This is a genomic window from Crystallibacter degradans (assembly GCF_012952295.1).
GTDB classification, from domain to species: Bacteria; Actinomycetota; Actinomycetes; order Actinomycetales; family Micrococcaceae; genus Crystallibacter; species Crystallibacter degradans.
Map to the genome: position 1 here is coordinate 55,535 of NZ_JABBCH010000006.1, position 24,844 is coordinate 80,378.

General features: G+C 65.0%; 18 protein-coding genes. 10 read left to right on the forward strand and 8 right to left on the reverse strand.

What is annotated here, in order from left to right; genetic code table 11:
* Positions 1-145 precede the first annotated feature (145 nt).
* Genes HGO92_RS11680 through HGO92_RS11690 form a run of 3 tightly spaced genes read right to left on the reverse strand, consistent with a single transcriptional unit; the run spans position 146 to position 2,774 of the window.
* Entirely contained in the window at positions 146-1,291 is a 1,146-nt protein-coding gene (locus HGO92_RS11680; RefSeq protein WP_205834442.1) for an adenylate/guanylate cyclase domain-containing protein, read from the reverse strand.
* Entirely contained in the window at positions 1,278-1,850 is a 573-nt protein-coding gene (locus HGO92_RS11685; RefSeq protein ID WP_169994962.1) for a PH domain-containing protein, read from the reverse strand. The genes HGO92_RS11680 and HGO92_RS11685 overlap by 14 nt, the downstream gene beginning before the upstream one ends.
* 36 nt (positions 1,851-1,886) lie before the next feature.
* Positions 1,887-2,774 carry a biotin--[acetyl-CoA-carboxylase] ligase gene (locus HGO92_RS11690; protein ID WP_169994964.1) on the reverse strand — a complete coding sequence of 296 codons (888 nt, stop codon included), beginning with the start codon at positions 2,772-2,774 and terminating at the stop codon, positions 1,887-1,889.
* Between the two features lie 230 nt (positions 2,775-3,004).
* Between HGO92_RS11690 and HGO92_RS11695 the strand changes: the two genes are divergently transcribed.
* Complete coding sequence (locus HGO92_RS11695) at positions 3,005-4,600, forward strand: acyl-CoA carboxylase subunit beta (protein ID WP_169994966.1); 1,596 nt, start codon at positions 3,005-3,007, stop codon at positions 4,598-4,600.
* Positions 4,597-4,947 carry an acyl-CoA carboxylase subunit epsilon gene (locus HGO92_RS11700; protein ID WP_346768933.1) on the forward strand — a complete coding sequence of 117 codons (351 nt, stop codon included), beginning with the start codon at positions 4,597-4,599 and terminating at the stop codon, positions 4,945-4,947. The genes HGO92_RS11695 and HGO92_RS11700 overlap by 4 nt, the downstream gene beginning before the upstream one ends.
* Positions 4,948-5,031: 84 nt before the next feature.
* Here the strand turns inward: HGO92_RS11700 and HGO92_RS11705 are convergent, their stop codons facing one another.
* Positions 5,032-5,892 (reverse strand): SDR family oxidoreductase, encoded by an 861-nt coding sequence (locus HGO92_RS11705; RefSeq protein WP_169994968.1) that lies wholly within the window; start codon positions 5,890-5,892, stop codon positions 5,032-5,034.
* 88 nt (positions 5,893-5,980) lie between these two features.
* On the opposite strand from HGO92_RS11705, the gene HGO92_RS11710 reads away from it, so the two are divergent.
* Both HGO92_RS11710 and HGO92_RS11715 read left to right on the forward strand, forming a co-directional pair.
* Positions 5,981-6,448 carry a MarR family winged helix-turn-helix transcriptional regulator gene (locus HGO92_RS11710; RefSeq protein ID WP_169994970.1) on the forward strand — a complete coding sequence of 156 codons (468 nt, stop codon included), beginning with the start codon at positions 5,981-5,983 and terminating at the stop codon, positions 6,446-6,448.
* A gap of 25 nt (positions 6,449-6,473) precedes the next feature.
* Complete coding sequence (locus HGO92_RS11715) at positions 6,474-7,385, forward strand: SDR family oxidoreductase (protein ID WP_169994972.1); 912 nt, start codon at positions 6,474-6,476, stop codon at positions 7,383-7,385.
* A gap of 60 nt (positions 7,386-7,445) precedes the next feature.
* On the opposite strand, the gene HGO92_RS11720 is transcribed toward HGO92_RS11715, so the two are convergent.
* Positions 7,446-8,705: a serpin family protein gene (locus HGO92_RS11720; RefSeq protein WP_346768934.1), complete on the reverse strand. Its 1,260-nt coding sequence runs from the start codon at positions 8,703-8,705 to the stop codon at positions 7,446-7,448.
* Between the two features lie 177 nt (positions 8,706-8,882).
* Between HGO92_RS11720 and HGO92_RS11725 the strand changes: the two genes are divergently transcribed.
* The 3 genes from HGO92_RS11725 to HGO92_RS11735 all read left to right on the forward strand — a co-directional run bounded on the left by HGO92_RS11725 (position 8,883) and on the right by HGO92_RS11735 (position 13,320).
* Entirely contained in the window at positions 8,883-10,664 is a 1,782-nt protein-coding gene (locus HGO92_RS11725; protein ID WP_169994974.1) for a DUF885 family protein, read from the forward strand.
* A gap of 188 nt (positions 10,665-10,852) precedes the next feature.
* Positions 10,853-12,307 carry a cation:dicarboxylate symporter family transporter gene (locus HGO92_RS11730; RefSeq protein ID WP_169994976.1) on the forward strand — a complete coding sequence of 485 codons (1,455 nt, stop codon included), beginning with the start codon at positions 10,853-10,855 and terminating at the stop codon, positions 12,305-12,307.
* A gap of 347 nt (positions 12,308-12,654) precedes the next feature.
* A complete protein-coding gene (locus tag HGO92_RS11735) occupies positions 12,655-13,320 on the forward strand; it encodes a Maf family protein (protein ID WP_346768935.1) in 666 nt (221 codons plus the stop codon).
* A gap of 50 nt (positions 13,321-13,370) precedes the next feature.
* Here the strand turns inward: HGO92_RS11735 and HGO92_RS11740 are convergent, their stop codons facing one another.
* Both HGO92_RS11740 and HGO92_RS11745 read right to left on the reverse strand, forming a co-directional pair.
* Positions 13,371-14,081, reverse strand: a complete 711-nt coding sequence (locus HGO92_RS11740; protein WP_169994978.1) for a hypothetical protein — start codon at positions 14,079-14,081, stop codon at positions 13,371-13,373.
* Positions 14,078-15,205 (reverse strand): serine/threonine-protein kinase, encoded by a 1,128-nt coding sequence (locus HGO92_RS11745; protein ID WP_240974579.1) that lies wholly within the window; start codon positions 15,203-15,205, stop codon positions 14,078-14,080. Before HGO92_RS11745 ends, HGO92_RS11740 begins: the two co-directional genes overlap by 4 nt.
* A 293-nt stretch (positions 15,206-15,498) precedes the next feature.
* On the opposite strand from HGO92_RS11745, the gene HGO92_RS11750 reads away from it, so the two are divergent.
* The 3 genes from HGO92_RS11750 to HGO92_RS11760 all read left to right on the forward strand — a co-directional run bounded on the left by HGO92_RS11750 (position 15,499) and on the right by HGO92_RS11760 (position 23,197).
* Positions 15,499-17,283 carry an acetyl/propionyl/methylcrotonyl-CoA carboxylase subunit alpha gene (locus HGO92_RS11750; protein WP_169994980.1) on the forward strand — a complete coding sequence of 595 codons (1,785 nt, stop codon included), beginning with the start codon at positions 15,499-15,501 and terminating at the stop codon, positions 17,281-17,283.
* Between the two features lie 387 nt (positions 17,284-17,670).
* Positions 17,671-22,692, forward strand: coding sequence for a peroxidase family protein (locus HGO92_RS11755; protein ID WP_169994982.1), 5,022 nt, complete (start codon positions 17,671-17,673; stop codon positions 22,690-22,692).
* A 238-nt stretch (positions 22,693-22,930) separates the two neighbouring features.
* Positions 22,931-23,197 carry a GlsB/YeaQ/YmgE family stress response membrane protein gene (locus HGO92_RS11760; protein ID WP_169994984.1) on the forward strand — a complete coding sequence of 89 codons (267 nt, stop codon included), beginning with the start codon at positions 22,931-22,933 and terminating at the stop codon, positions 23,195-23,197.
* A 70-nt stretch (positions 23,198-23,267) separates the two neighbouring features.
* On the opposite strand, the gene HGO92_RS11765 is transcribed toward HGO92_RS11760, so the two are convergent.
* Positions 23,268-24,671, reverse strand: a complete 1,404-nt coding sequence (locus HGO92_RS11765; RefSeq protein WP_169994986.1) for an MFS transporter — start codon at positions 24,669-24,671, stop codon at positions 23,268-23,270.
* Positions 24,672-24,844 lie beyond the last annotated feature (173 nt).

A 24,844-nucleotide genomic window follows, 5' to 3' on the forward strand; every position in this document is an offset into this window, starting at 1 on the left:
GTACCTGGGCGCGCCAAGGATCCTCATCTTCGGTTTTATCCGTGTCTGACTATGGCAGGTTAACCGATTGAGGTAAACCTGCGCCGATGGGCAGAACTACCCACGTGTGGCGTTGCGGCCATGGTCCCGCCGGCCCACACTGCGGTCAGTCCACAATCAGGCCGGTGCCCGTGCCGTGCGCCAGGGTCACCGGGTGGATCTCGCCGAAACCGCGGATGGTGCGGACTTTCTGCGGCATCAGCACAAAGCGTTCGTCCCCGGCCAGGGTGGCCGCGGTGGTCGAATCCAGCAGCACCGTGCCCGGTTCCGCCAACGCAGTCAGCCGGGAGGCGAGGTTCACGGTGGGGCCGTAGATGTCCCCCAGGCGGGAGACGATGCCGCCCCAGACCATGCCCACCCGGGCGTTCGGCAGCAGGTCGTCGTCGGCCATCGCCTTGGCCAGGGCCAGCGAGATCTCGGCGCCGGCGTGCGGCGTGGATGCCAGGTAGAGCACTTCATCGCCAACGGTCTTGACCAGGCGGCCGCCGCCCACGGAGATGATTTCCGCACACTTGTTCTCAAACCGCTGCACCAGCTGGGCCAGCGTCTTCTCGTTCATCTGGCGGGACAGGCTGGTATAGGAGACCAGGTCCGCGAACCCGACGGCGCGCAGCAGCGGCATCGAATCGTCGTCGTGCTCCCCGGCAGCACCCAGGCCGGCCTCGGCCCGGACGGTCAGCCGGGCCACCGCCGCGTTGAGCTGGCGCCGGTAGGAGTACAGCAGCACCTTTTCCAGCGATTCGATCAGGTTGGGCAGTTCGGTGACCAGGCGTTTGCGGGCCTCGGCGTCGGTGATCCGCATCTGGTGGACCATCTCCTCCACCAGGGCTTCCACCTGCCAGACCACCATGCGGTCCGTCATCTGGCCGATGGACCGGGTGATGGAGATCGCTGCCTCCTCGGTCAGGCGCTCGTCGCGGACCATGTCGATAATGGTGGTCAGCGCCTCCAGGTCAGCCTGCGTGAACGCCACGTCCTCGTCGCCGAGGTTGGCAAAACCCAGCGCGCGCCAGATCTTGCGCGCCGAGAGCAGGGACACCCCGGCCCCGGCGGCCACCTCGCGGCGGCGCATCGTCCGTTCGGAACCGAGCAGCCGCACCTCCAGGTCCCGGACCGCCTGCCGGTTCACCTTGTTCGGCTGCGGGTCCTCGCGCACATCCGCCTGGACCGCGCGGACCTCTTCCTTGGGCACGATCCTGGGCATGGACAGCGTCAGCGGCTCCGGTTCCCGTTGCTCGCTATTGCTGGTCATCGCCTTGCCAACCTTCCTCGCCGTATTCCATCTCATGCAATCTTTCCATGTCTACGCCATCGAACATTGCAGTCCGCGGCAGGTCCTCGATCGCCTTCACCACCAGTGAACGGAAACGGACCACCTCGGGCACGTCCGGCAGCACCGAAAAACGCCCGTACCCCACGTCCGCCCGCAAGTGCCCGCTGCGCAGCATCCGCTGCAGCAGGCTCTGCTCGGTGGCCAGCCCGAAGATCGATGCCAGCAGCAGCTGGTGCTCGCGCCGCTTGCCCCAGCCCTGGCGGACAATCAGCCGCCGGTTGGTCAGCAGGTACCTGGTGCCCAGCCAGCGCAGCAGCGGCAGCACCGACATTTTGCCCGCCAGCAGCAGCCCGATCAGCAGCAGGGGCGTGCGCCAGTCCGCCAGCCAGTCGGGCAGGTCTTCCCGGCTCAGCCAGCCGGCGCCGAAACCGCCGGCGGCCAGCACCAGCAGGAACGCCACGGCAGGCCAGAACAGGCGCCTTGCCTGGGGCCGGGTGATGACAATGACCCGCTCCCCCGGGTCCAGTTTCAGCCGCACCGCAGCTCCGGGACCGGGGTGGTTGAGTGGGGCAAATCATGAACCTTCGTAGGGGCGCAGATGTACGACGTCGCCGGCGGACACTACATGTTCCGTGCCGTCCGCTTCCCGCACCTTGAGCGCGCCGAAGCTGTCCAGCCCGAACGCCTCGCCGATGATCTCCCCGCCGTTCGGCAGCTCCGCACGCACCTGCTGGCCGAGCGTGACCATGACCTTCTGCAGCCGGGACAGCAGGGTGGTGCCGTCCTTCCACTGCGCCTTCGGGTCCCCGTTGACGTTGCAGAACTGGCGGTAACGCTGGGCAAAAACGCGCAGGTAGGACATGAGCAGGATGGTGCGGTCCGTCGTCGCACCTTTTTCCAGCGCAACGGAGGTGGCCGTGGGAACGGGCAGGTCATCCTTGCCCAGGGTCACGTTAACACCGCTGCCAATAACGACGGCGGGCGGAGTGCCGTCCGGGTAGCTCACCATCTGCGCGAGGATGCCCGAGATCTTCCGGCCGCTGACCAGCACGTCATTGGGCCACTTGACCTTGGCCTCCAGCTGGGCATACTCGCCCAGCGCCTCGGCCAGGGACATGGCCGCCAGGAGCGAGAACCAGCCGTAGCTCTGCGTGGGCACCGGGTTGCCGGCGTGGTTGAACGGGCGCAGCAGCACGCTGACGATCACTGAGGAGCGCGGCGGGGCGGTCCACTGCCGGTCCAGCCGGCCGCGGCCCTGGGTCTGCTCTTCGGCTACCAGGACACTCAGATCGGAGAAGCCCACTTTGTCTCCGCCGGCCTTGGTGGCCAGGTCGGAGTTCGTGGAGCCGGTAGACTCCACCAGTTCCAGCTTCCGGTAGGGTCCCAGCGGAGCACAGAGCGCATCACTGAGTCCATCAAAATCCAGCGCCGGTCGGTCAACGTCGGAAAAACTCTGGCTCATGAATCCATCCTACGCAGAGCGGGCCGTTTAGGCACCGGACGCGCGGGCGGCAAAATGTCCGTGCGCGAAATTGTAGGATTGCTACAGCTATTGACCCACCGGCGCTTACTAGACTTGGTGAAACAGTGCCGCGGTCGGCAGACTTTTTGTACGAAACCTACTTAACGCCTCCCCGCGGGCACACCGAGACCGCCACCAGCAACGCCAAGCGCGCAGAATCCGGAGATTTCATGAGCCTCGAAACAGATCTTGATCTGTCGACCACTGCCGGCAAGATCGCGGAATTCCGCCGCCGGCAGGCCCAGGCCATGCAGCCCTCCGGCGCCGAAGCCATCGAGAAGCAGCATGCCCGTGGCAAGCACACCGCCCGCGAGCGCATCGAACTGCTGGTGGACGAGGGCTCCTTTGTGGAGTTCGACGCTCTGGCCACACACCGCTCCACCGCCTTCGGCATGGAGAAGAAGAAGCCGCTCGGGGACGGCGTGGTCAGCGGCTACGGCACGGTTGATGGCCGGCTGGTGGCGCTCTACAGCCAGGACTTCACCGTCTACGGCGGTTCGCTGAGCCAGGTCAACGGTGAAAAGATCGTCAAGGTCCAGGAGTTCGCGCTGCGCAACGGCTGCCCGGTCATCGGGATTAACGACGGCGGCGGTGCCCGCATCCAGGAAGGCGTCGCCTCGCTGGCCATGTTCGCGGACATCTTCCGCAACAACGTGGCCGCTTCCGGCGTCGTTCCCCAGATCTCGCTCATCATGGGCCCGTGTGCGGGCGGTGCTGCCTACTCCCCCGCACTGACGGACTTCGTGGTCATGGTGGACAAGACCTCGCACATGTTCATCACCGGCCCGGACGTGATCAAGACGGTCACCGGCGAGGAAGTGGACATGGAGACCCTCGGCGGCGCACGGCAGCACAACTCCACCACCGGCACCGCCACCTACCTGGGCGCCGATGAAGCCGACGCCATCGAGTTCGTCCGGGAACTGCTGGACTTCCTGCCCTCGAACAACCTCACCGAAGCCCCGCTGCTGGACTTCGACGAAGTGCTGGAGACCACCGAGGCGGACCTTGAGCTGGACACGCTCATCCCGGACTCGGCCAACCAGCCGTACGACATGCGCGCGGTCATCGAGCATGTGATGGACGACGGCCACTTCCTGGAGATGCAGTCCCTCTACGCACCGAACGTCATCATCGGCTACGGCCGCGTGGAGGGGCACACGGTCGGCGTCGTCGCCAACCAGCCCATGCAGTTCGCCGGCACGCTGGACATCAATGCCTCGGAGAAGGCCGCCCGCTTTGTCCGGCACTGCGACGCGTTCAACATTCCCATCCTGACGCTGGTGGACGTCCCCGGCTTCCTGCCCGGCAAGGACCAGGAGTTCAACGGCATCATCCGCCGCGGCGCGAAGCTGCTCTACGCCTACGCCGAAGCCACCGTGCCCAAGCTGACCGTCATCACCCGCAAGGCCTACGGCGGCGCCTACATTGTCATGGGTTCGAAGAAGCTCGGCGCGGACCTGAACATCGCCTGGCCCACCGCCCAGATCGGCGTCATGGGCGCCCAGGGCGCGGTCAACATTCTCTACCGCCGGGATCTGGCCGCCGTGCAGGCCGAAGGCGGCGACGTTGAAGCCCGCCGCCAGGAGATCGTCGCCCAGTACGAGGAAGAACTGCTCAATCCGTACCAGGCCGCCGAGCTCGGCTATCTGGACGCGGTGGTGGCCCCGTCCGACACGCGGCTGCAGATTGTCCGCGGGCTGCGGGCGCTGCGCGACAAGCGCGCCACCATGCCGCACAAGAAACACGGAAACATCCCGCTGTGACCGCCGCCCACGCCAGGACACACATCCGCCCGGCGAGCACAGCCGCCACGGGCCATACCCGCTGGTCCAGCCCCGACCAGGCCGCCACGCGCTGGTCCGGAAAAGAGGAACGCATGCATGCAGAAGCCCAGGCCCAGGCCGAGCAGGCCCCGTTGTTCACTGTTGCCAAAGGAAATCCCAGCGCCGAAGAACTCGCGGCGCTGACCGCCGTCGTTCTTGCGCTGCAGTCCTCCGCTACCGAAGAGGAAACCGGCGGCCAAGCGCGCGGCCGCAGCTCCCGCCGTCGTGAATTGCTGCGCCCGGTAGTTCAGCACGGCCCCGGCGCCTGGCGACACACCTTCAGGTAAACGGCGCCTTCAGGTAAAAAGGAGACCGGCAACCCCCAACGCGCTGCCGGTCTCCGGTCTTTGTGCAGGACTGAGTCCCGTGGATCAGGCAGTATGTGCCGCCCGCACCGCTTCAGCCAGCGGCGTGCTGGGACGGCCGATCAGCTTCGCCAGGTCCTCGCTCTCGGTATCGAGGTCGCCTGCGGCCGTGTTGGCCTCGAGCGCGCTGAGGAAGCTTGCCATGCCCTCATCCAGGCCGGCGCCGAGCAGGCCCTGCTTGTACTCGTCCAGGCTGACGTTGCGGTAGTCGACGCTCCGGCTGGCCACCTCGGAGATGGCGGAGGCAAACTCGCCCATGGTGAAGGGCGTGCCGCCGAGTTCGTAGACGGTGTTCTCATGGCACTCGCCGGTCAGCACCACGGCCGCTGCCTCGGCAAAGTCGGCACGGGTGGCGGCGGCAATCCTGGCGTCGCCGGCGGCGCCGATGACCGCACCGGCCTGCAGATACTGCCCCAGCTGACCGGTGTAGTTCTCGATGTACCAGCCATTGCGCAGCAGCGTGAACGGGATGCCGGATTCGCGGATCAGGGCCTCGGTGGCCTTATGCTCCGAAGCCAGGGCCAGGCCGCTGGTATCCGCCCGCAGCACGCTGGTGTAAGCAATCCGCTTCACGCCGGCGGCCTTGGCAGCCTCCAGGACGTTGCCGTGCTGCCGGACGCGCTGGCCGACCTCGCTGCCGGAGATCAACATGAGCGTATCCACGCCTGCCAGTGCCGAAGCCAGGGTTTCCGGCTTGTCATAGTCGCCCTCGCGGACCGTCACGCCGCGTTCCTGCAGACCGGCTGCCTTCGCCGTATTGCGTACGACGGCGACAATAGCTGCCGCTTCGATCTCGCGTTCCAGCAGGGCATCGATCACGAGCGCACCCAGTTCGCCTGTTGCTCCCGTTACTGCGTACGTGGTCATGTTGCTCCTTGCGTTGATTACTTGCAATCGAAACTAATGTAGATGGAATCATTTGAAGCGTCAAATGAAATCCCGGTAGAGTTGTCCCATGACAGAGCCGCAGTGGTTGAATCCCGAGGAACGCAGAGCATGGCTGGCCGTTGCCTCGCTAATGTTCCGGCTTCCGGCCACGCTGGAGTCCCAGCTGCAGCGCGACGAGGATCTGACTGTCGCCGGCTACATGGTGCTGGCGATGCTTTCCGAGTCCGCCACCCGCGAATGCCGTATGAGCAAACTGGCGGAGCTGACCAATACCTCGCAGTCCCGGCTTTCCCGGATTGTTGCCCGGCTGGAAAAGGACGGCTATGTCACCCGGGCCATGGACGCCAACGACCGCCGCGTGGTGCTGGCCCGCATCACCGAAGCCGGCGTGGCCAAAATCGCTGCCGCCGCGCCGGGCCATGTCGCCGCCGTCCGGGCCGCCGTCTTTGACCGTCTCGACGAAGAGCAGGTCCGCCAACTGGCCGCGATCAGCAGGACGCTGCTCGGCGACGAACTCCCGTACTTGCCGGAGTAACCTCCGCAGGACTAACGTCGGCCGCATGCAAGCATCGCTGGCAGGCAAAATTGCGCTCGTCGCCGGAGGGACCAGGGGCGCGGGCCGGGGAATCGCCGTCCAACTCGGCGCGGCCGGCGCCACCGTTTACGTCACCGGGCGGACCACCCGGGAACAGCCGTCGGAGATGAACCGTCCGGAGACCATCGAGGAAACCGCGCAGCTGGTCGAGGAGGCCGGCGGCCACGGGATCCCGGTCAGGGTGGACCACCTCGTGCCGGATGAAGTGCGCGATCTGGTGGCCCGTATCGACGCCGAGCAGGGCGCCCTGCACATTCTGGTCAACGACATCTGGGGCGCCACCACCATGGAGTGGGACAAATCGGTGTGGGAGTCCACGCTGGATATCGGCCTGCACATGCTCCGGCTTGGCGTGGACACCCACGCCATCACCAGCCACTTCGCCCTGCCGCTCCTGATTCGGCAGCCGGGCGGGCTGGCTATCGAAGTCACCGACGGTACGGACGAGTACAACGCCCAGAACTACCGGGCCTCGTTCTTCTACGATCTGGCCAAGGCCGCTGTGAACCGGATGGCTTTCCTGCTGGCGCACGACCTCAAGCCGCACGGCGCCACGGCGCTCTCGCTCACCCCGGGCTGGCTGCGGTCCGAAGCGATGCTGGACGAATTCGGCGTGACCGAGGCGAACTGGCGCGATGCCACCGGGCGCATCCCGCACTTCGCCATTTCCGAGACCCCGAGCTACGTGGGCAGGGCCGTCGCGGCGCTGGCCCAGGATCCCGAGGTCTCCCGCTGGAACGGGAAGTCGCTCTCCAGCGGCGAGCTGGCTAAGGTCTACGGCTTCACCGACCTGGACGGCAGCCAGCCCGATGCCTGGCGGTACATGCGCGAGGTCCAGGATCCGGACAACCCAGCGGACACCACCGGCTACCGCTGAGTCTCCGTCATGGCCACGATTAACGACGGCGGATCGCCTACCTTCCGTCCGTCCCTCCGGTCAGCGCGGATCCATCACCGTGCCCAGGAAGAGCGGCAGCCCCGTTTCCGCGTGGATGATCTGGTAAAGGAACGGGCGGTTGAAGTCCAGTTCCACGTCCGGCTCCGGCGGAAGCGAGGTGGCCATCACATCAAGCTGCGTCACGGCTGCCGCCACGGTGCCCTTCTCTCCCACCGTGATGTTGGCCTGCTGCGTTGCTCCGGTGACTCGGGCTTCCGGCTGGATGGCTTCGAAGTCCGGCGTCTTGCCGAATGTCTCCGCCAGGCCCAGGCCGCGCAGCACCGGAAGCAAGTCCAGGGTGTACTCGTGCTCCCACTTCGGCAGCCCCAGCGACACCATCGCCGGCTCCGCGGAAGCCATCACCCGGTTCACCGCGGCCAGCCCTGCTTCATCCAGCACCGGCGAACCTTCATCCGGCAGGACCAGGCGCATCAGGAAGCCTTCGTTATAGGGAAGGTCTATGCCCTGCCAGCCCTCGCCGCGGGCATAGCCCGCGCGCAGCAGTTTCCCCATCAGTTCGGCCTGGACTACTTCCCCGCCCAGCAGGGTGAAGTCGTCCGTGCTGGTTGACGACGGCGAGAACGGATCCGCCCAGGCCGCCGCGAAGTACACCGCGTTCAGCAGGGTCAGTGTGTTGTCCTTGTCGTACTCGCCGGGCGCTTCTGTGATCCGGCCGCCGGTATGGTGGTCTACCCAGGCGTCCAGCTTGTCCTTGGTGGCCGGATCCGCATAGTCCACCGGATACACGCCTGAGCCGTAGTGCTCCGCCAGTCGGGCCAGGTACTCCTCGCCGGTGGGCGTGCCCGCATCGACGAACACCCCGTTGGCCAGGTGCAGCAGCGGGGTGGCCGGAGGCTCGTCCTCGTCCACGGAGCCGGGATCGCCGTCGTGCTCCTGCCACGCCTTGAGCAGCGCGTTCATCGCCTGGTCCCGGTCCCGAGCAGGCAGGCCGAGGATCTCGTCCATTTCCGCCGCCGTCGTGGTGCCGGCTCCGGTGCGGAGCATGGCGAGCGCATAGAGCAAGCTCGCGGGGCTGGTGACCTGGTTCACCTCCGGCCGGCAGGCGAGCATGGCGGCGCCAAGTTTGAGCGTGGCATCCTGCAGCGAGGCCACGGCTTCCGGGTACTCCTGCAGGGCCACCGACTGCTGCTCCACCCCGTCCGCCGCCAGCAGTTCCGGTTCCGGCGCACCGCACCCGGCCAGCGTCAAAACCGGCACCAGCCCGAGCACGGCGAGCGCCGCCGTCGTTCCTCTGCGCACATCCCTGCACCATCCTCTTGTCTTCCCAACCGTGCTGCTCCGGCCGGCCCCGTCCTTTCAACCTACGTTCACCCGCAGGCAAACAACAGCCCTGCGCCGGGCACAATCTCGTCACGGAAGTGCCCGGAAACCCACAGGCAGTGTCCGTAGGCAACTGATGGCAGGTAGGCTCGGTCTGTGACTAACCAGACATCAGAAACCACACTGGAGAACACGGCCGTGCGGAGCCCCTCCGCGATCGACGCCGTGGCAGACTCCTTCACCGAGTCGCTGCTGGAGATGAATCCCTCGCTCGCCACGTCGCTAGGCATTCCCGGCCACGAGACCGAGTACCCGGACTACTCCCCCGCCGGCGCCGAGGCGCTGGCCGAGTGCACCCGCGAGACTTTGCGGCGGCTGGAAGATCTGGAGCCGACGGACGATGTGGACCGGGTGACCCTGGATGCCATGCGCGAGCGGCTGGGGCTGGAGCTGGAGATCCACGAGTCCGGCCTGGATCTGGCGGACCTGAACAACATTGCCTCGCCCTCGCAGGACATCCGCGCCATCTTCGACCTGATGCCAACGGCGACTGCGGAGGACTGGAACAACATCGCCGGCCGGATGGGCAACGTGCCGGACGCCATCAGCGGCTACGCCAGCTCCCTGCGCGCGGCGAAGGAACGCGGACTGGTGGCGGCCCAGCGCCAGATCCGCACCGTGATCGAGCAGGCCAGGGCGTACGCCGCCGAGGACGGCTTCTTCCATTCGCTGGCCGCGTCCGCCCGGATTGACGACGGCGGCGCCCAGCAGAACGGTGGCGGGTCCATGACGGCCAGCGGCGGCGCCGGCCTGCCGGAAGACTTGCGCAAGCGGCTGGCCGCCGGGGCCGAGACGGCTTCCCATGCCTATGCCTCGCTGGCTGCGTTCCTCGAAAACGAGCTGCTGCCGGAAGCGCCGGAGAAGGACGCCGTCGGCCGGGAGCACTACTCGCTGATGTCCCGCCGCTTCCTGGGCGCCACGATTGACCTGGAAGAGACCTACCTGTGGGGCGTGGAGGAACTGGACCGCATCATTGCCGAGCAGGAAGCCGTGGCCGGGCAGATCAAGCCGGGCGCTTCCATCGACGAGGCCATGGCCGCCCTGGACGCGGATGAGGCCCGGCAGCTGCACGGCACGGATGCCCTGCAGGCCTGGATGCAGAAGCTCTCGGACCGCGCGGTGGCGGAGCTGTCCGGCACCCACTTCGACATTTACGAACCGATGCGCCGGCTCGAATGCCGCATCGCGCCCACGCAGGAAGGCGGCATCTACTACACCGGGCCGTCCGACGACTTCTCCCGCCCGGGCCGCATGTGGTGGTCCGTGCCCGAGGGCGAGGACACCTTCACCACCTGGAAGGAAACCACCACCGTCTACCACGAGGGCGTGCCCGGCCATCACCTCCAAATTGCGACGGCGACCTACCGCCGCGAGCTCCTGAACAACTGGCGCCGGAACATCTGCTGGGTGTCCGGCCACGGCGAAGGCTGGGCGCTGTACGCCGAGCGGCTGATGGAGGACCTGGGCTACCTGGCCGATCCGGGCGACAAGATGGGCATGCTGGATGCCCAGCGCATGCGCGCTGCGCGCGTGGTCTTCGATATCGGCGTCCACCTGGAACTCGAGGTACCTGCGCGCTGGGGATCGGGGACATGGACGCCGGCGAAAGGCTACGAGTTCTTGAAAAAGAACATTGCCATCAGCGAGGGCCAGCTCAACTTCGAGTTCACCCGCTACCTGGGCTGGCCGGGGCAGGCGCCCTCCTACAAGCTGGGCCAGCGGCTGTGGGAGCAGATCCGGGACGAGCGCCGCCGCCGCGAGGGCGAGTCCTTCGACATCAAGCGCTTCCATAGCGAAGCCCTGAACCTGGGCTCGGTGGGGCTGGACACCCTGCGCCGCGCGCTGCTGGGCGAAGTCGCTGCTCCGTCAGAGGCGTAGGGCCGCATCCAGTTACAGCGAGAACACCCCTGCCGGCGATCTTCCTCACACGGGCTCCGGGAATAACTTCACATAACCCACGTATCGGCGGGCCGTACCAGGAAAGGTGACGGCCCGCCGTCGTACGTCGGTGTAATATTTCGCAACGCTGCCTTTTGCTTGGTATAGGCGCCATCTATGGTCTTCGAGTGACTACTGCTACCAGCCCCGAAAAACAGGCCCGGAGACTGCCCTCGTGGGCCACCGCCTTCGGCCCGCAGATCATCGCCGCGCTGATTGCCGGCCTCATCCTTGGCCTCGTGGCCAAGAACATGGGCGACTCGGCCGCCGGCGAACCGAACTGGCTCACCGAGACCCTGACGACAATCGGTTCCAGCTACATCTCGCTGCTGAAGGCCGCCGTCGTGCCGCTGATCTTCACCGCCGTGGTCAGCTCCATTGCCAATCTTCGCGCGGTCTCCAATGCCGCCAAGCTGGCCTGGAACACGCTGCTCTGGTTCGCCATCACCGCGTTCATCGCCGTGGTGATCGGCATGGTGCTGGGCACGGTCATGCAGCCCGGCGCCAGCGCTGCCGGCGAAGTGCCCGGCGAGTACACCGGTCGCACCGGTGACTGGTGGGCGTTCCTGACCGGCCTTTTCCCGGGCAACTTCCTGGGGCTGGAAGCCAGCACCAAGGTGGCCGAGTCCGGCGACGTGACCACGAGCGTCAGCTTCAATGTGCTGCAGATCCTGGTCATTTCCATCGCCGTCGGCATCGCCGCGCTGAAGGTGGGCGCACCCGCCGAACCCTTCCTGAAGCTCAACGCCTCCGCTCTGGCCGTGATCCAGAAGGTGCTGTGGTGGATCATCCGCGTTGCCCCGATCGGCACCGTTGGCCTGATCGGCAAGGCCGTTGCCACGTACGGCTGGGACACCATGGGTTCGCTGGCCATGTTCACGCTGACCATCTACGTGGGCCTGGCACTGGTGGTCTTTGTGGTCTACCCGGTGCTGATCCGCAGCCACGGGCTGTCCGTCAAGCAGTGGTTCTCCGGCGCGTGGCCTGCCATCCAGCTGGCCTTCGTATCGCGTTCCTCCATGGGCACGATGCCGCTGACCCAGCGGGTGACCGAGCGGAACCTGGGCGTGCCGCGGGCCTACGCGTCCTTCGCCGTGCCGCTGGGCTCGACGACCAAGATGGACGGCTGCGCCTCGATCTACCCGGCGATCGCCGCGATCTTCGTCGCCCAGTTCTTCGGTGTGCAGCTGGACTTCACGCACTACCTGCTGATCGCTTTGGTGGCCGTGCTTGGCTCCGCCGCGACGGCCGGAACCACCGGCGCCACCGTCATGCTGACCCTGACGCTGTCCACGCTGGGCCTGCCGCTGGAAGGCATCGGCCTGCTGCTGGCCATTGACCCGATCCTGGACATGGGCCGCACCGCGGTCAACGTGGCCGGCCAGACCGTGGTCCCGACGATTGTCTCCAAGCGCCAGGGCATTCTGGATCTGGACCTCTACAACGCGAAGCGCACCGGCGATCCGTTTACCGACGACGCCGCTGTGGACGCGGACGGGGTGGACCGGTTTGAAACCGGCGCTGAGTCTGCCGGGGTTCCCACCGGACGTCGTGAGGAAGACCTGGTCGACTCGAATCGCTGACCCGTTGCGCTAGGTACAGCAGTACGAACAAGAAAACGCTCGGCCGGGATGTGCCTCCGGCCGAGCGTTTTGCTGTTCAGGAACGGTGTATCCCCCAACGATCCACCGGTCCCGGAACGATGCAGCCCCCGACGGTGCACCGGCCCATTCCGCTGCCTTCGCCACTCTGTGGTGCAAGAAGGCAGCCGGAAGAATCCCCGGGGAGATCATACGGTCCGAAGCGGCATGTTGATAAATCAACATTGGATATGTCGGTTTGTGCGCTGCTTGCCGGGCGGCGGCAGAAGCGACGGCGTTCTTCGCCGGCCGATGCGGGCCTTGCGGACGCGGGCATTACGCTTAGGGGCGTGACTGATTTGCGCCTGATTCTCGCCTCCGCCTCCCCTGCCCGGACCAAACTCCTCACCGACGCCGGCATCGCCCACAGCATTCTCGTGTCCGATGTAGACGAGGATGCTGTGACAGCGCGCTATGGGCTGACCGATCCGCACGACACCGCCTTGCTGCTCGCTCGGGCCAAGGCTGAAGCCGTCGCCAGCCTGCCCGAGGCGGAGGGGACGCTGGTTCTGGGCTGCGACTCCGTCTTCGAGCTCGACGGCGAACCACACGGCAAGCCGTACGAACCTGAGATTGCCCGCGAGCGCTGGCACCGGATGAGCGGCCGCCACGGCGTGCTGCACACCGGGCACTGGCTGGTCGACTGCAGGGATGTGCCTGCGGATGCCGACGAGGATGTCGCCTTAGACAGCACCGTTGGATCAGGCGCCACCATTGGTGCGGTTGCGTCAGCTGGCGTCTACTTCGCCCAGCTCAGCGATGCAGAGATCGACACCTACATCGCCACCGGCGAGCCGCTTCAGGTAGCCGGCTCCTTCACCATCGACTCACTGGGAGGAGCCTTCATCGAGCGCGTCGACGGCGACCCGCACGCCGTCGTCGGTCTTTCGGTTTCCACCCTGCGCCACCTGCTGGCGAGTGCCAACGTGCAGATTACGGACCTCTGGGGACAATAACAGACGGCTGCCACCCGGGCGATCTGGCCCGTGTATCGTCCCCGCGGGAATCAGTTAGCGTCCCTGCCGGAGTTGCCCTTACCCTGGCCGGAACCGGGACCTGTCCCAGCCCTTCCGTTGTTCCCGTCACCGCCTGATCCGCCCGGGCTTGTTGCATCGTCCCGGCCGGCTCCGTTGTCCTTCTTGTTGACGTTGTTGCCCTGTCCTGGAAGTGCTTTGTCCTGCTGATTGTTGCCGTTTCCCTGGCCGCTGTTCGGCTCGGGCGGCACGGGCGAGGTTTCGGAAAGATCCGGGGCAAAGACCGTGGGAGGTGGTGCGTGCACCGGGGCCGGCGGAAGAGGAACCGGTTGCCCCTGGGTCGGCTCCGTTGTCCCAACACTGTTCGGCGCCTCCGGCGCAGCCGCTTCTGTTTCAGGGTTCGGCGGTTCCGAAGGAGTCGAAGGAGTCGATGCAGCAGCCAGTTCCGCTGCAAGGTCCGCGCTGAGTTGCTCGATGGCCGCTTCGATGCTCTGGTAGCGAGCGAAAGAGACGTCGCCGTCCGCGGCTGCCTGTCTCAATTCCTCTGTCAGGTCGCCCAGTCCCTCGATCGCTTTCTCATAATCCCCGGCTGCCGCGGCGGTCCGTACCTCGGCTGCGTGGGTCTGCATTCTTTCGGCGGCTCCTGCATTCAGCTGTGGCGGCGCAGTGCAGGCGCTGCCGAGCAGCATGACAGAAACTGCCGCAGCAGCTGCGAAACGGCGAATACCCTGTGGCTTCTTCATGGGACAAGGTTCCGTTCAAGGTTCCGCATGTGCTCTTCGAGCTCTCCGGTCAGGGCCGGCGATGGTGTCGGGACAGACGTGTGAGCCTCTTGCGGACTGGACGCCAGCGAAGGTACAAGGACCGCAATACCAGCGAGCACGAGGACGGCAGCGATGGTCCAGGCGGCAAACTTGCGCGTGGTCCGTGACCGCAGAGGTCTTGCCCCAAGGGAAACCGGCATGGCTGCCGTACTGCTCTCCGGCATCTCCAGGGCGGGCTCCGGCTCCCCCGCCGTGTTATCCAGGTCGGTGAGCGCGGCAGCTACTTCGGCGGCGTCCGGCCGGGCGGCTGGATCCATTGCAGTCATCTTCGACAGAATGCGAACCCATCCGGGGCCGGTCTCCGCTGGGATAACCGGTCCGCGTTGCAGGCGGGCCACGGCCGATTCGACCGGACTGCCGGGGAATTCGACGTGACCGGTCAGGCACTCTAACAGGACCAGTCCGAGGGAGTAGATATCGCTGGATGTTCCCAGTGCCCCGCCCTGGGCCTGCTCCGGGCTCAGGTAGGTTGCGGTTCCGACAGTCTGCCCGGTGGCGGTCAGGCGTGTTCCTTCCATGACGCGGGCAATGCCGAAATCCATGAGCTTGGCCCGGGCTTCACCAGTGTCTTCATCGAACGCGAGCATGATGTTCGCGGGTTTGAGGTCACGGTGGATCACACCTCGAACGTGGACATAGTGAAGTGCTGCCGCCAGCTGGTGACCGATCCTTGCTACATCCCTGGCCTCCAACCGCCCCAACCGAAGCCGGTTTCGCAGGTCCTTGCCTTGCGCGAGCTCCATCACCACAAAGGAGCGGGTCCCATCAGAGGATGAATCCTCCCTCCCCGCATCGTAAACAGCCACCAGGCCGGGGTGGTTGAATGTCGACAGCAGCTGTACTTCTGCCTCCTGACGCCGCAGCTCCCCTTCGTCGCTGACATCAGGGCGGAAGACCTTAACCGCAACGAATCGGCCCAGCACATCGTCCACGGCCCTATAGACCGCCGCAGATCCGCCCCTCCCGATCAGTTCCTGAAGCTTGTAACGGCCACCCAGGCTAACTGGCAGAGACTGCCCCAAATACACGTCCCCCACTGTCATCCTTTGCTCCCAAGGGCACCGCTTCGGCGCGCTTGATTCTCCCTACGGGTTACCGACAGGTATACAGGAGGCGAACGGCCGGCGGTACCTAAAACGGTGAATCGGCACTGAGGGATTAGCGTCACAGTGGGATCGCAGCTTCCGGGCGGGAGGAGGCACCAGCACCAGCTCCCAGCACCACCCATTTGTAGAACCCCTACAAAGAATCACACCCATACACGCAGAAATGGCATGCTTCATGGGCGAAAACCGCAAAACCGCGCTAGGCTCCTCAAGGATAGAAGGAGCTTTGAATGACCCAGCGCATCACCAAGGTACTGATCGCCAACCGTGGTGAAATTGCCGTCCGCGTAATCCGAGCCGCACGGGATGAAGGCCTCGCCTCCGTCGCCGTTTACGCGGAGCCTGACCGGGATGCGCTGCATGTCCGTCTGGCCGACGAGGCCTACTCCTTGGGCGGCAGCACCGCCACGGAGTCCTATCTGGCCATGGACAAACTGCTCGAAGTGGCCGCCGCCTCCGGTGCCGACGCCGTGCACCCCGGCTACGGCTTCCTCGCCGAAAACGCGGACTTCGCCCAGCGGGTCATCGACGCCGGGCTGATTTGGATCGGCCCCTCCCCCGACGCTATCGCCAAACTCGGCGATAAGGTCCAGGCCCGGCACATCGCCGAGAAGGTCGGCGCTCCCCTGGTTCCCGGCACCGCGGATCCGGTGCAGGGCGTGGACGAGGTCCTGGCCTTCGCGGACACCTACGGTCTCCCATTGGCCATCAAGGCCGCTTACGGCGGCGGCGGCCGCGGCATCAAAGTGGTCCGCGACCGGGACGAGATCCCCGAGGCCTTCGAGTCCGCGGTCCGCGAAGCCACGGCAGCGTTCGGCCGCGGCGAGTGCTTCGTCGAGCGGTTCCTCGATGCACCCCGGCATGTCGAAACCCAGTGCCTCGCCGATGCGCACGGCAACGTCGTCGTTATTTCCACCCGCGACTGCTCGCTGCAGCGCCGCAATCAGAAGCTCGTCGAGGAAGCACCCGCCCCGTTCCTGAGCGCGGACCAGAACTACCGGCTGTATGAAGCGTCCAAGGCCATCATGCTTGAGGCCAAGTATCAGGGCGCAGGCACCTGCGAGTTCCTGGTCGGCCAGGACGGCACGATCTCCTTCCTCGAGGTCAACACGCGTCTGCAGGTTGAGCACCCCATTTCCGAGGAGGTTGCCGGCGTGGACCTGGTCCGGGAGCAGTTCCGGCTGGCCTGCGGCGAGGAACTGGGCTACGGCGATCCCGAGATCCGCGGCCACTCCTTTGAGTTCCGCATCAACGGCGAGGATGCCGGCCGCAACTTCATGCCGGCTCCGGGCACCGTGGAATCGATGAAACTGCCCACCGGCCCCGGCGTGCGCGTGGACTCCGGCGTCGAAGCCGGCGAAGTGGTCGGCGGCAACTTCGACTCCCTGCTCGCCAAGCTCGTGGTCACCGGCGCCAGCCGCAACCAGGCCCTGCAGCGCGCCCGCCGCGCCCTGGAGGAGATGGAGATCGGCGGCATGCCGACCGTCCTGCCCTTCCACCGCGCCGTGACGGCGGACCCGGACTTCGCCCCGGTGGACCCGCTGGAGCCCTTCAAGGTCCACACCCGCTGGATCGAGACGGAGTTCGTCAACGGGATTCCCGCCTTTGATGCCGCGGCGTCAACAACCAACGACGACGGCGGCGAGCGCCAGCGCGTGACCGTTGAGGTAGGCGGCAAACGGCTGGAAGTTGTGCTCCCCGCAGGCCTGAATACCTCCGGCGGATCCGCCACCAAGTCCAACGGCAAGCCCAAGCGCGGCCGCGGACGTTCCGGCGGCTCGGCTGGCGCGGCGGCCAGCGGGGACGATCTGTCCTCGCCCATGCAGGGCACCATCGTGAAGGTGGCCGTCAGCGAAGGCGACACCGTCGCGGAAGGCGATCTCGTCGTCGTGCTTGAGGCCATGAAGATGGAGCAGCCGCTGACAGCCCACAAGGCCGGCACCGTTTCCAAACTGACGGCGAAGCCGGGCGCCACAGTCTCTGCCGGCGCCGTGCTGGCCGCCATTATCGACTAGCCAGCCCGGTGTCGGCCGCATTCCCCCGGCTAGCAGTATCGGGTTTTGCCCCCTAGCAGCTCCATTCCAGGTGCCCGGTTCCGTTGAGGACCGGGCACCGCTGGTTAAGCGACCGAGCGGCGGAGCTGTACCCGCCGCCAACATCAGCGGCTGATTGCGTGTGGACTCCCCGAACTACGCTCCGACTAGGGCCTCAACTTTTTCCAAGGGTGCTGGTGTAAGGCTCGCACAGACGGCACAGCGGCTCCATCCACTCGCACCGGACGGCCCGGCCGTTTGGGGAGGCTTCGCGCAAAGAGCGGGTCCATTTGGAATTGGGGACACACGATGGACAAGAGTCCGCGGCACATTTCAGCGCGCCGCAAAACGAGGACCAAACTGGCAGCATTGGCCACCGGCAGCGCGGTGGCCTTATCCGGGGTGATGCTCCCCGGCCAAGCTGCGGCGGCACCGCCGCCGGGTCAGGACTTCAATGTCACCACCGGTGATCTGGAGTTCATTATCAAGCAGATCGACATATCCGAAGCGCACGCCGAGGACACCATTGTTGAAGACGAGGATTCATCTCCGCTGTGCCAGGCCGGCGCCACCTTCAACATCGCCGAACAGACACATTACGATGTCGACGGCGACCCTTGCGTGGGTTCACCGACCCTGCCGTTCGGGCTGCGGACCGTTGACGGTCGCTGGAACAACCTCATGCCCGGCCAGGACGGCTACGGAACAAGCGGGAAGGATTTTCCGCGGCTGCTTCCGGCCGACTTCAAGGATGCCGATCCGATTCCCGGCGGCGGCGCACCAGGCGGCGCTCCGGGGACGCCGACATCGTACAAGAGCACCGACGGGGAATTCGTCTACGACGCAGAACCGCGCATCATCAGCAACTTGATCGTCGACGAGACCATCGACAACCCTGCCGCAGTGGCAGTGTCCGAGCGGATTGAAGGATCCGGCCTCGTTGACGGCACCGCATTCAGCCGAACGTATGGCACCACGCTGTTCGACACGTCCGCCGAAATCAGCAAGGCCAACTACAACCCGGGCGTCCCGGTGACCTACATAGCCCGGGCAGATGATTACTCTGATGCATTGGCAGCAGGACCGGCAGCCATGGCCAACGGCGGACCGCTGCTGCTGGTCAATTCAAACAGCATTCCCGCGTCCATCCGGACCGAACTCGCCCGGCTCCAGCCGCAGCGGATCGTGGTTGTCGGCGGCGATGTGGCGGTCACAGCCAATGTAGCCGCCACGCTCCAGCAATTCACGGCAGGAACGGTGACCCGCCAGGCCGGGACAACCCGCTACGACACCGCGGCAGCCATCAGTCGAGCCAACCATCCCGATGGTGCGTCCAAGGTGTTCATCGCCACGGGCCTGAACTTCCCCGACGCGTTGGCCGCCGCCGCCCCTGCGGCCAGGGACGGCAATCCCGTCCTCCTGGTCACCAGGGACGGCATCCCTGCGTCCACCGCCACCGAACTTGACCGGTTGAATCCCTCCGAGATTGTTGTTCTCGGCGGGCCAAAGGCGGTCAGCGATCCGGTCTTCAACCAACTGAACAGCCGGGCCGCCTCCACCGTCACCCGGATCGGCGGAATCACGTTGTATGACACGGCCGCGATGATCTCGGCCGAACACTACGCATCCGGCGTGGACACCGTTTACCTCAGCACCGGGGAGAACTTCCCGGATGCGCTTTCCGGTTCGCCTGCCGCGGGGAAGCGGGGTGCGCCTATCCTGCTGGTTCCCAAGAGCGGGGCAGTCCCGGCCAGTGTCGCTGCCGAATTGCAGCGGCTCAAGGCCAAGAAAGCCATTGTCCTCGGCGGCCCGATGGCCGTCAGCGCCGGAGTGGAAGCCGAACTGGCCGGCTTGGTCGGGGGTTCCGAAATCTTCATTCCCGACGTTGCTACAGATGAGGGTCTCTCGGCCTCCGTAACAAGCTTCTTTACGTTCTTTGGGCAGTTCTTCGACCACGGCCTGGACCAGGTATCCAAGGGCGGCAACGGCACCATCGTAGTCCCGCTGCAGCCGGATGATCCGCTGTATGTCGAGGGCTCCCGTACCAACTTCCTGACCCTCTCCCGCGCCACCATCGGCGAGGACGGCAGCCAGGAGCACACCAACCGCACCACACCGTTCGTCGACCAGAACCAGACCTACACATCGCACCCCTCGCACCAGGCGTTCCTCCGGGAGTATGTGGCCGGAACAAACGGACCCGAGGTCACCGGCAAACTGCTCAACGGTGCCGGCGGTGAAGGCCTGGCTACCTGGAACGACGTCAAGAACCAGGCCCGTACCGTCCTCGGCATCAACCTGACGGACATGGACGTCCTGAACGTACCGATGCTGCGGATGGATCCGTACGGCCACTTTGTTCCGGGCCCAAACGGCTATCCGCAACTGGTTCTCGAAGACGGCACCATGGTTGAAGGCGATCCGGCCAATGGCGGCGTTGACGTGCCGGAGAACGTGGTCCGTGTGAACCAGGCTTTCCTGGACGACATTGCACATGGCGCGACGCCGAATCCGCCGAGCGGTTACGACGCCGAGCTGCTGGGCAGCCACTTCGCCACCGGCGACGGACGCGGCAACGAGAACATTGCCCTGACCGCGGTGCACCACGTGTTCCATTCAGAGCACAACCGGGTCATGGACCAGGTCGACGACTTCCTGCAGAACGAGGCGCCTGCCGAACTTCGGGACCGCTACATGGCCGAGGACGGCATGTGGGACTACGGTGAGCGGCTGTTCCAGGCGGCACGCTTCTTCACCGAGATGCAATACCAGCACCTCGTTTTCGAAGAGTTTGCCCGCCGGATCCAGCCGAACATCGATGCCACGACCCTCAACGAGAATTCCTACATGCCGGATGTTGACCCGGCCATCGTCGCGGAATTCGCGCACGTGGTCTACCGGTTTGGGCATTCATTGCTGACCGAGGACATCCGGCGCGAGGTCAACGGCGAGATGGAGGACATGCCGCTCTTCGACGGCTTCCTGAACCCGCAAGGTTACCTGACAGCTCCGGACGGTACTGCGCTGTCACCGGATGAGGCTGCCGGCTCCATCATCCGGGGCACCACGCATCAAACGGCAAACGCCATCGACGAATTCGTGACCGATACGCTGCGCAACCAACTGCTGGGGCTGCCGCTGGACCTGGCCACGATCAATATGCTGCGGGCACGCGAGACCGGGGTTCCGTCACTACAGGTGGCACGCCAAACGTTCTACGAAGATTCGCGGCATCCGGAACTTGCCCCGTACACCAGTTGGGAAGACTTCCGGCTGGCGATGAAGAATCCGGAGTCCATCCTGAACTTCGTGGCCGCCTACGGAATCCACCCCTCGCTGGACGTTGACACGCTGGATGGAAAACGTGCAGCGGCGGCGGTGCTCATCGAGGACGAGGCGTTCATGACCGCTCCGGCCGCAGATACCGGTGTCAACGACATCGATTTCTGGATGGGCGGCATGGCTGAAAAGCCGTTCGTTTTCGGCGGCATGCTCGGCACCACATTTAATGTGGTGTTCGAACAGCAGCTGGAAAACCTGCAGAACGGCGACCGTTTCTACTACCTGACCAGGAACCTGGGCAACTCCTTGTTCCACACGCTCGAAGCCAATTCGTTCTCCCAGTTGATCCTGCGGAACACTTCCGCAGACAAGCTGCCGCACGACGTCTTCGCTGCAGCCCAGGCGACCTTCGACCTGACCGAGCCGGCAGCGGATCTCGCCGCCGCCGGGCTGCAATCGTTGGACGGATGGTCCCGGTTTACCGGTGGCGAACATACCACCATGCAGGGAACGGACAGCAATGACAGTCTCCGGGGCGGCATCGGCGATGACTCATTCTGGGGCCGTGCCGGAAATGACCGGATTGAAGGCGACGACGGCGTCGATGCCCTGATGGGAGGTGATGGAGATGACATCCTGACCGATCTCAACGGCGACGACAGGCTCCAGGGTGAGGCCGGAAACGACGCCCTCAGCGGTGGACCCGGCGTTGCGGACCTGCTCTTCGGCGGATCCGGACAGGACTTCATCCTCGGCGGCCAGGACAATTCCACGGTGTTTGGCGGACTGGGCAACGACTTCATTCTTGGCTCCACCGGCCCGGACAACCTCCGCGGCGATGAAGGGGACGATTGGATTGAAGGCGGTCCGGGCGGCAGCGATCTGTTGGTCGGCGATCTGAGCAACACCATGATGAACGATCCTGCCTTGTGGCACGGCGGGCACGACGTCCTCAACGGCGGCTCCGGCAACGCCGACCACGATGCCGAAGGCGGCGACGACATCATGATCGCCGGCACGGGAACGGAGCGGTTCGGCGGCATGCTCGGCTTCGACTGGGTGACCTTCAAGGACAACAGGTTCCCTGCCAGGGTCGACATGGACAGGCTGCAGATCGTTCCCGAAGTCGAGTCGGGTATCCGCGACAGGTACCTCGGCGTCGAAGCAGTCGCCGGCTGGAACAGCAACGACGTTATCCGCGGGTCCCAATCGGAAGATGATCTCGTCGCTCCGGACATCGGCACCCTCGGGTACGGTCACCGCATGACCCAGGAAAACCTGGACCGGATCGCCGGTCTTCGCGACCTGCTAGGTGGTGGCGAACTTCCCGAATACGCCCTGCCGTTCCTCGACGGCCAGCCCACCACACCGGATGATTTCAACAACAACATCCTGTTAGCCGGTCCGGGCAGCGACCTCGTCGAACCCCGTCTCGGACGCAACTTTGTCGACGGCGACGCATGGCTGGACGTCAACGTTGTCTGGCGGCCTGCCGGCGGTGCAGTAGCCGAAACGGCCAAGTCAATCTCGGCCTTCTCGGAACGGATCTTCAACCGGACCATTAGCCCGGCAGATCTGTTCATTGAGCGTAGCGTTGTCGGCGCTGACGCCAACCAGGCTGATGCCACCGATACGGTCGTCTACGCGGAAACCCGCGAAGAGTTCGAGATTGAGCAGCTTTCCGATGGCGCCATCCGGGTCACTAGTGTTGATAATCCGGGTATTCGCCAGGACATTCTGCGCAACATCGAGCAACTGCAGTTCAGCGATGAAACGGTGGACGTCTCCGACGGCGTGGAAGCACCGGTTGAACTGCCTGGCGGTACGGTCAACCTCAACGTGGGCAACCTCGTGGACGGACAGACGGTGAACGCATCGGTGGAGATTACCGATCCAGAGGTCACGGACGTCCGGTTCGAACTCCAGGTCGTTGACCCCGACACGGGCGAAGCAGCCACTACCCAGGATGGAACGACCGGCAATTTCCTGCTCGGCGAAGCTGAAGTCGGCTTCACTGTTCAGGTGGTCGTCACCTACACCGGAGGCGACGGAACCCCCGTCCAGTTGGTTTCCGAACCGACTGCGGATGAGGTTCAGGCGGCACCGTAAGCGCACACAGCGCACGACGCGCAAGACCTGATGCCTAAGGGAAGTGTCCGCAGCTACCAGTTGCGGACACTTCCCTTGTCTTGGAGCCGGCGCGCGCAGCGGAGACCCTACCGGCTATAAATTCCTTTGGCAAAAAGACAATACAATAAGCATGCTTTGTTGTACCGTGGGAATTGGTAAGGGACACTCTCCGGCAATCCCGTCGGGGGACCATTGATCACCGTAAGGAGAGAGCATCATGGGTTTTCTTGCTTTTCTTATTCTCGGACTAATTGCGGGCGCTATCGCCAAGCTGATCCTGCCGGGTGACCAAGGCGGCGGCTGGATCGCAACCCTAGTACTCGGCGTCATCGGCGCCCTGCTGGGCGGCTGGGTCGGCAGCGCCATCTTCGGTGTCGGACTGGAAGAATTCTGGAGCATCCAGAGCTGGCTCGTTGCCATCGCCGGCGCCGTCATCGTACTGCTGATTTGGGGCTTCATCACCAAACGGAAGGAAGTCCACTAACGGCAGCCGAATTCATAACTGAAAGAAGCCCGCGGTTCCTGTTGGAACCGCGGGCTTTCTTTGAGGGGAATCAGCTGCTCAGGCCCTCGTAATCCATATCCTTGGTTTCCTTGGTCAGGAACAGGGCGATCAGCGTTACAACGGCCGCGCCACTGAGGTACATGCCTACCAGGAAGGTGCTGCCGCCGGCCGCCTGCCACAGCGCCACCGCGATGAACGGGGCCACGGAGGCACCGAGAATCGAGGAGAAGTTGTAGGCCACTGCCGATCCGGTGTAACGCACATTGGTCGGGAACAGCTCGGGCAGCATTGCACCCATGGGTCCGAAGGTCAGGCCCATCAGGGTGAAGCCGATGATCAGGTGCAGCATAGTGCCGGCGAAGCCGCCGCCGAAGAGCGGAACCCAGAGGAAGCCGAAGGCCACGATGCCCAGCGATACCCAGATCAGCGTCTTCCGCCGGCCGAACTTTTCTGCCAGCGGTCCGGCCACCATCGTGAAGATGCCGAAGAAGACGACGCCGATGATCAGCATCAGCAGGAAGTCGTTCCGGGCATAACCCAGGCCGGCGGTGAACGCCGAGGGGTCGAAGTCCTTGCCGGCTGCGGCGGCGGCCGCTGCCGCGTCGTCGACCGACTTGGCGGCCGTGCCGTAGGACAGCGTGAAGGTGGTCATGAGGTAGAACAGCACGTAGGTGGCCAGCATGATGAAGGTGCCCAGGATGAGCTGGCGCCAGCTGGACTTGAAGACACGGCCGAGCGGCAGCTTGGTGACCTCGCCCTTGTCCACGACCTTCTGGAAGGCCGGGGTTTCCACCAGCTTCAGGCGGACCCAGAGGCCGATGATGACCATCACGGCGCTGCCCAGGAACGGAATGCGCCAGCCCCAGGACATGAACGCCTCATTGCTCAGGTTCAGGCTAAGGACCAGGAAGAGCGAGTTGGCAATGATGAAGCCGATCGGGGCGCCCAACTGAGGGAACGTGCCGTAGATGGCCCGCTTATTCGCCGGGGCATTCTCGGTGGCCAGCAGTGCGGCCCCGCTCCATTCGCCGCCAAGGGCCAGGCCCTGGGCAAAGCGCAGGACCACCAGCAGGGCCGGAGCCCAGAACGACCAGCCGGTGATCTGCGCGGTGGGCAGGCAGCCGATCAGGAAGGTCGCGATGCCCATGGTCAGCAGCGAGGCGACCAGCGTGCCCTTGCGGCCGAACTTGTCGCCGAAGTGCCCGAAAACAATGGACCCGAGCGGCCGCGCGATGAAGGCGACGCCGAAGACGGCGAACGAACTCAGCAGCGCGGTGGCGGCATCGGCCCCGGGGAAGAACAAGGCCGGGAAAACGAGCACGGCGGCCGTGGCGTAGACGTAGAAGTCATAGAACTCAACAGACGTGCCAATAAGGCTGGCAACGATCACGCGGCCGCGGGAGTTGACCGGGGCCTTGGACGCACCTGTTGAGGCTGGTGCTGCAGAAGACATGGTGTCGGCTTTCGATGAAAACGAATGATTACCGCGGAAAATTCTACGCCTCTTCGTCCAGCATCCGGACATTGTTCCAATATATGGACAGCGCTGGACAGGCGGCGCCGAAATACCCTTGAGCTTCCCGGTCTCCGTCTGTGCGTCACACAGCCATGGTTTACTGCCGGAGC

Bases quoted from the DNA above. Each gene is read 5' to 3' on its own strand.
- HGO92_RS11750 (WP_169994980.1), top strand. From the start codon at position 15,499: ATGACCCAGCGCATCACCAAGGTACTGATCGCCAACCGTGGTGAAATT.
- HGO92_RS11680 (WP_205834442.1), bottom strand. From the start codon at position 1,291: ATGACCAGCAATAGCGAGCAACGGGAACCGGAGCCGCTGACGCTGTCC.
- HGO92_RS11740 (WP_169994978.1), bottom strand. From the start codon at position 14,081: ATGAAGAAGCCACAGGGTATTCGCCGTTTCGCAGCTGCTGCGGCAGTT.
- HGO92_RS11765 (WP_169994986.1), bottom strand. From the start codon at position 24,671: ATGTCTTCTGCAGCACCAGCCTCAACAGGTGCGTCCAAGGCCCCGGTC.
- HGO92_RS11715 (WP_169994972.1), top strand. From the start codon at position 6,474: ATGCAAGCATCGCTGGCAGGCAAAATTGCGCTCGTCGCCGGAGGGACC.
- HGO92_RS11695 (WP_169994966.1), top strand. From the start codon at position 3,005: ATGAGCCTCGAAACAGATCTTGATCTGTCGACCACTGCCGGCAAGATC.
- HGO92_RS11760 (WP_169994984.1), top strand. From the start codon at position 22,931: ATGGGTTTTCTTGCTTTTCTTATTCTCGGACTAATTGCGGGCGCTATC.
- HGO92_RS11710 (WP_169994970.1), top strand. From the start codon at position 5,981: ATGACAGAGCCGCAGTGGTTGAATCCCGAGGAACGCAGAGCATGGCTG.
- HGO92_RS11690 (WP_169994964.1), bottom strand. From the start codon at position 2,774: ATGAGCCAGAGTTTTTCCGACGTTGACCGACCGGCGCTGGATTTTGAT.
- HGO92_RS11745 (WP_240974579.1), bottom strand. From the start codon at position 15,205: ATGACAGTGGGGGACGTGTATTTGGGGCAGTCTCTGCCAGTTAGCCTG.
- HGO92_RS11705 (WP_169994968.1), bottom strand. From the start codon at position 5,892: ATGACCACGTACGCAGTAACGGGAGCAACAGGCGAACTGGGTGCGCTC.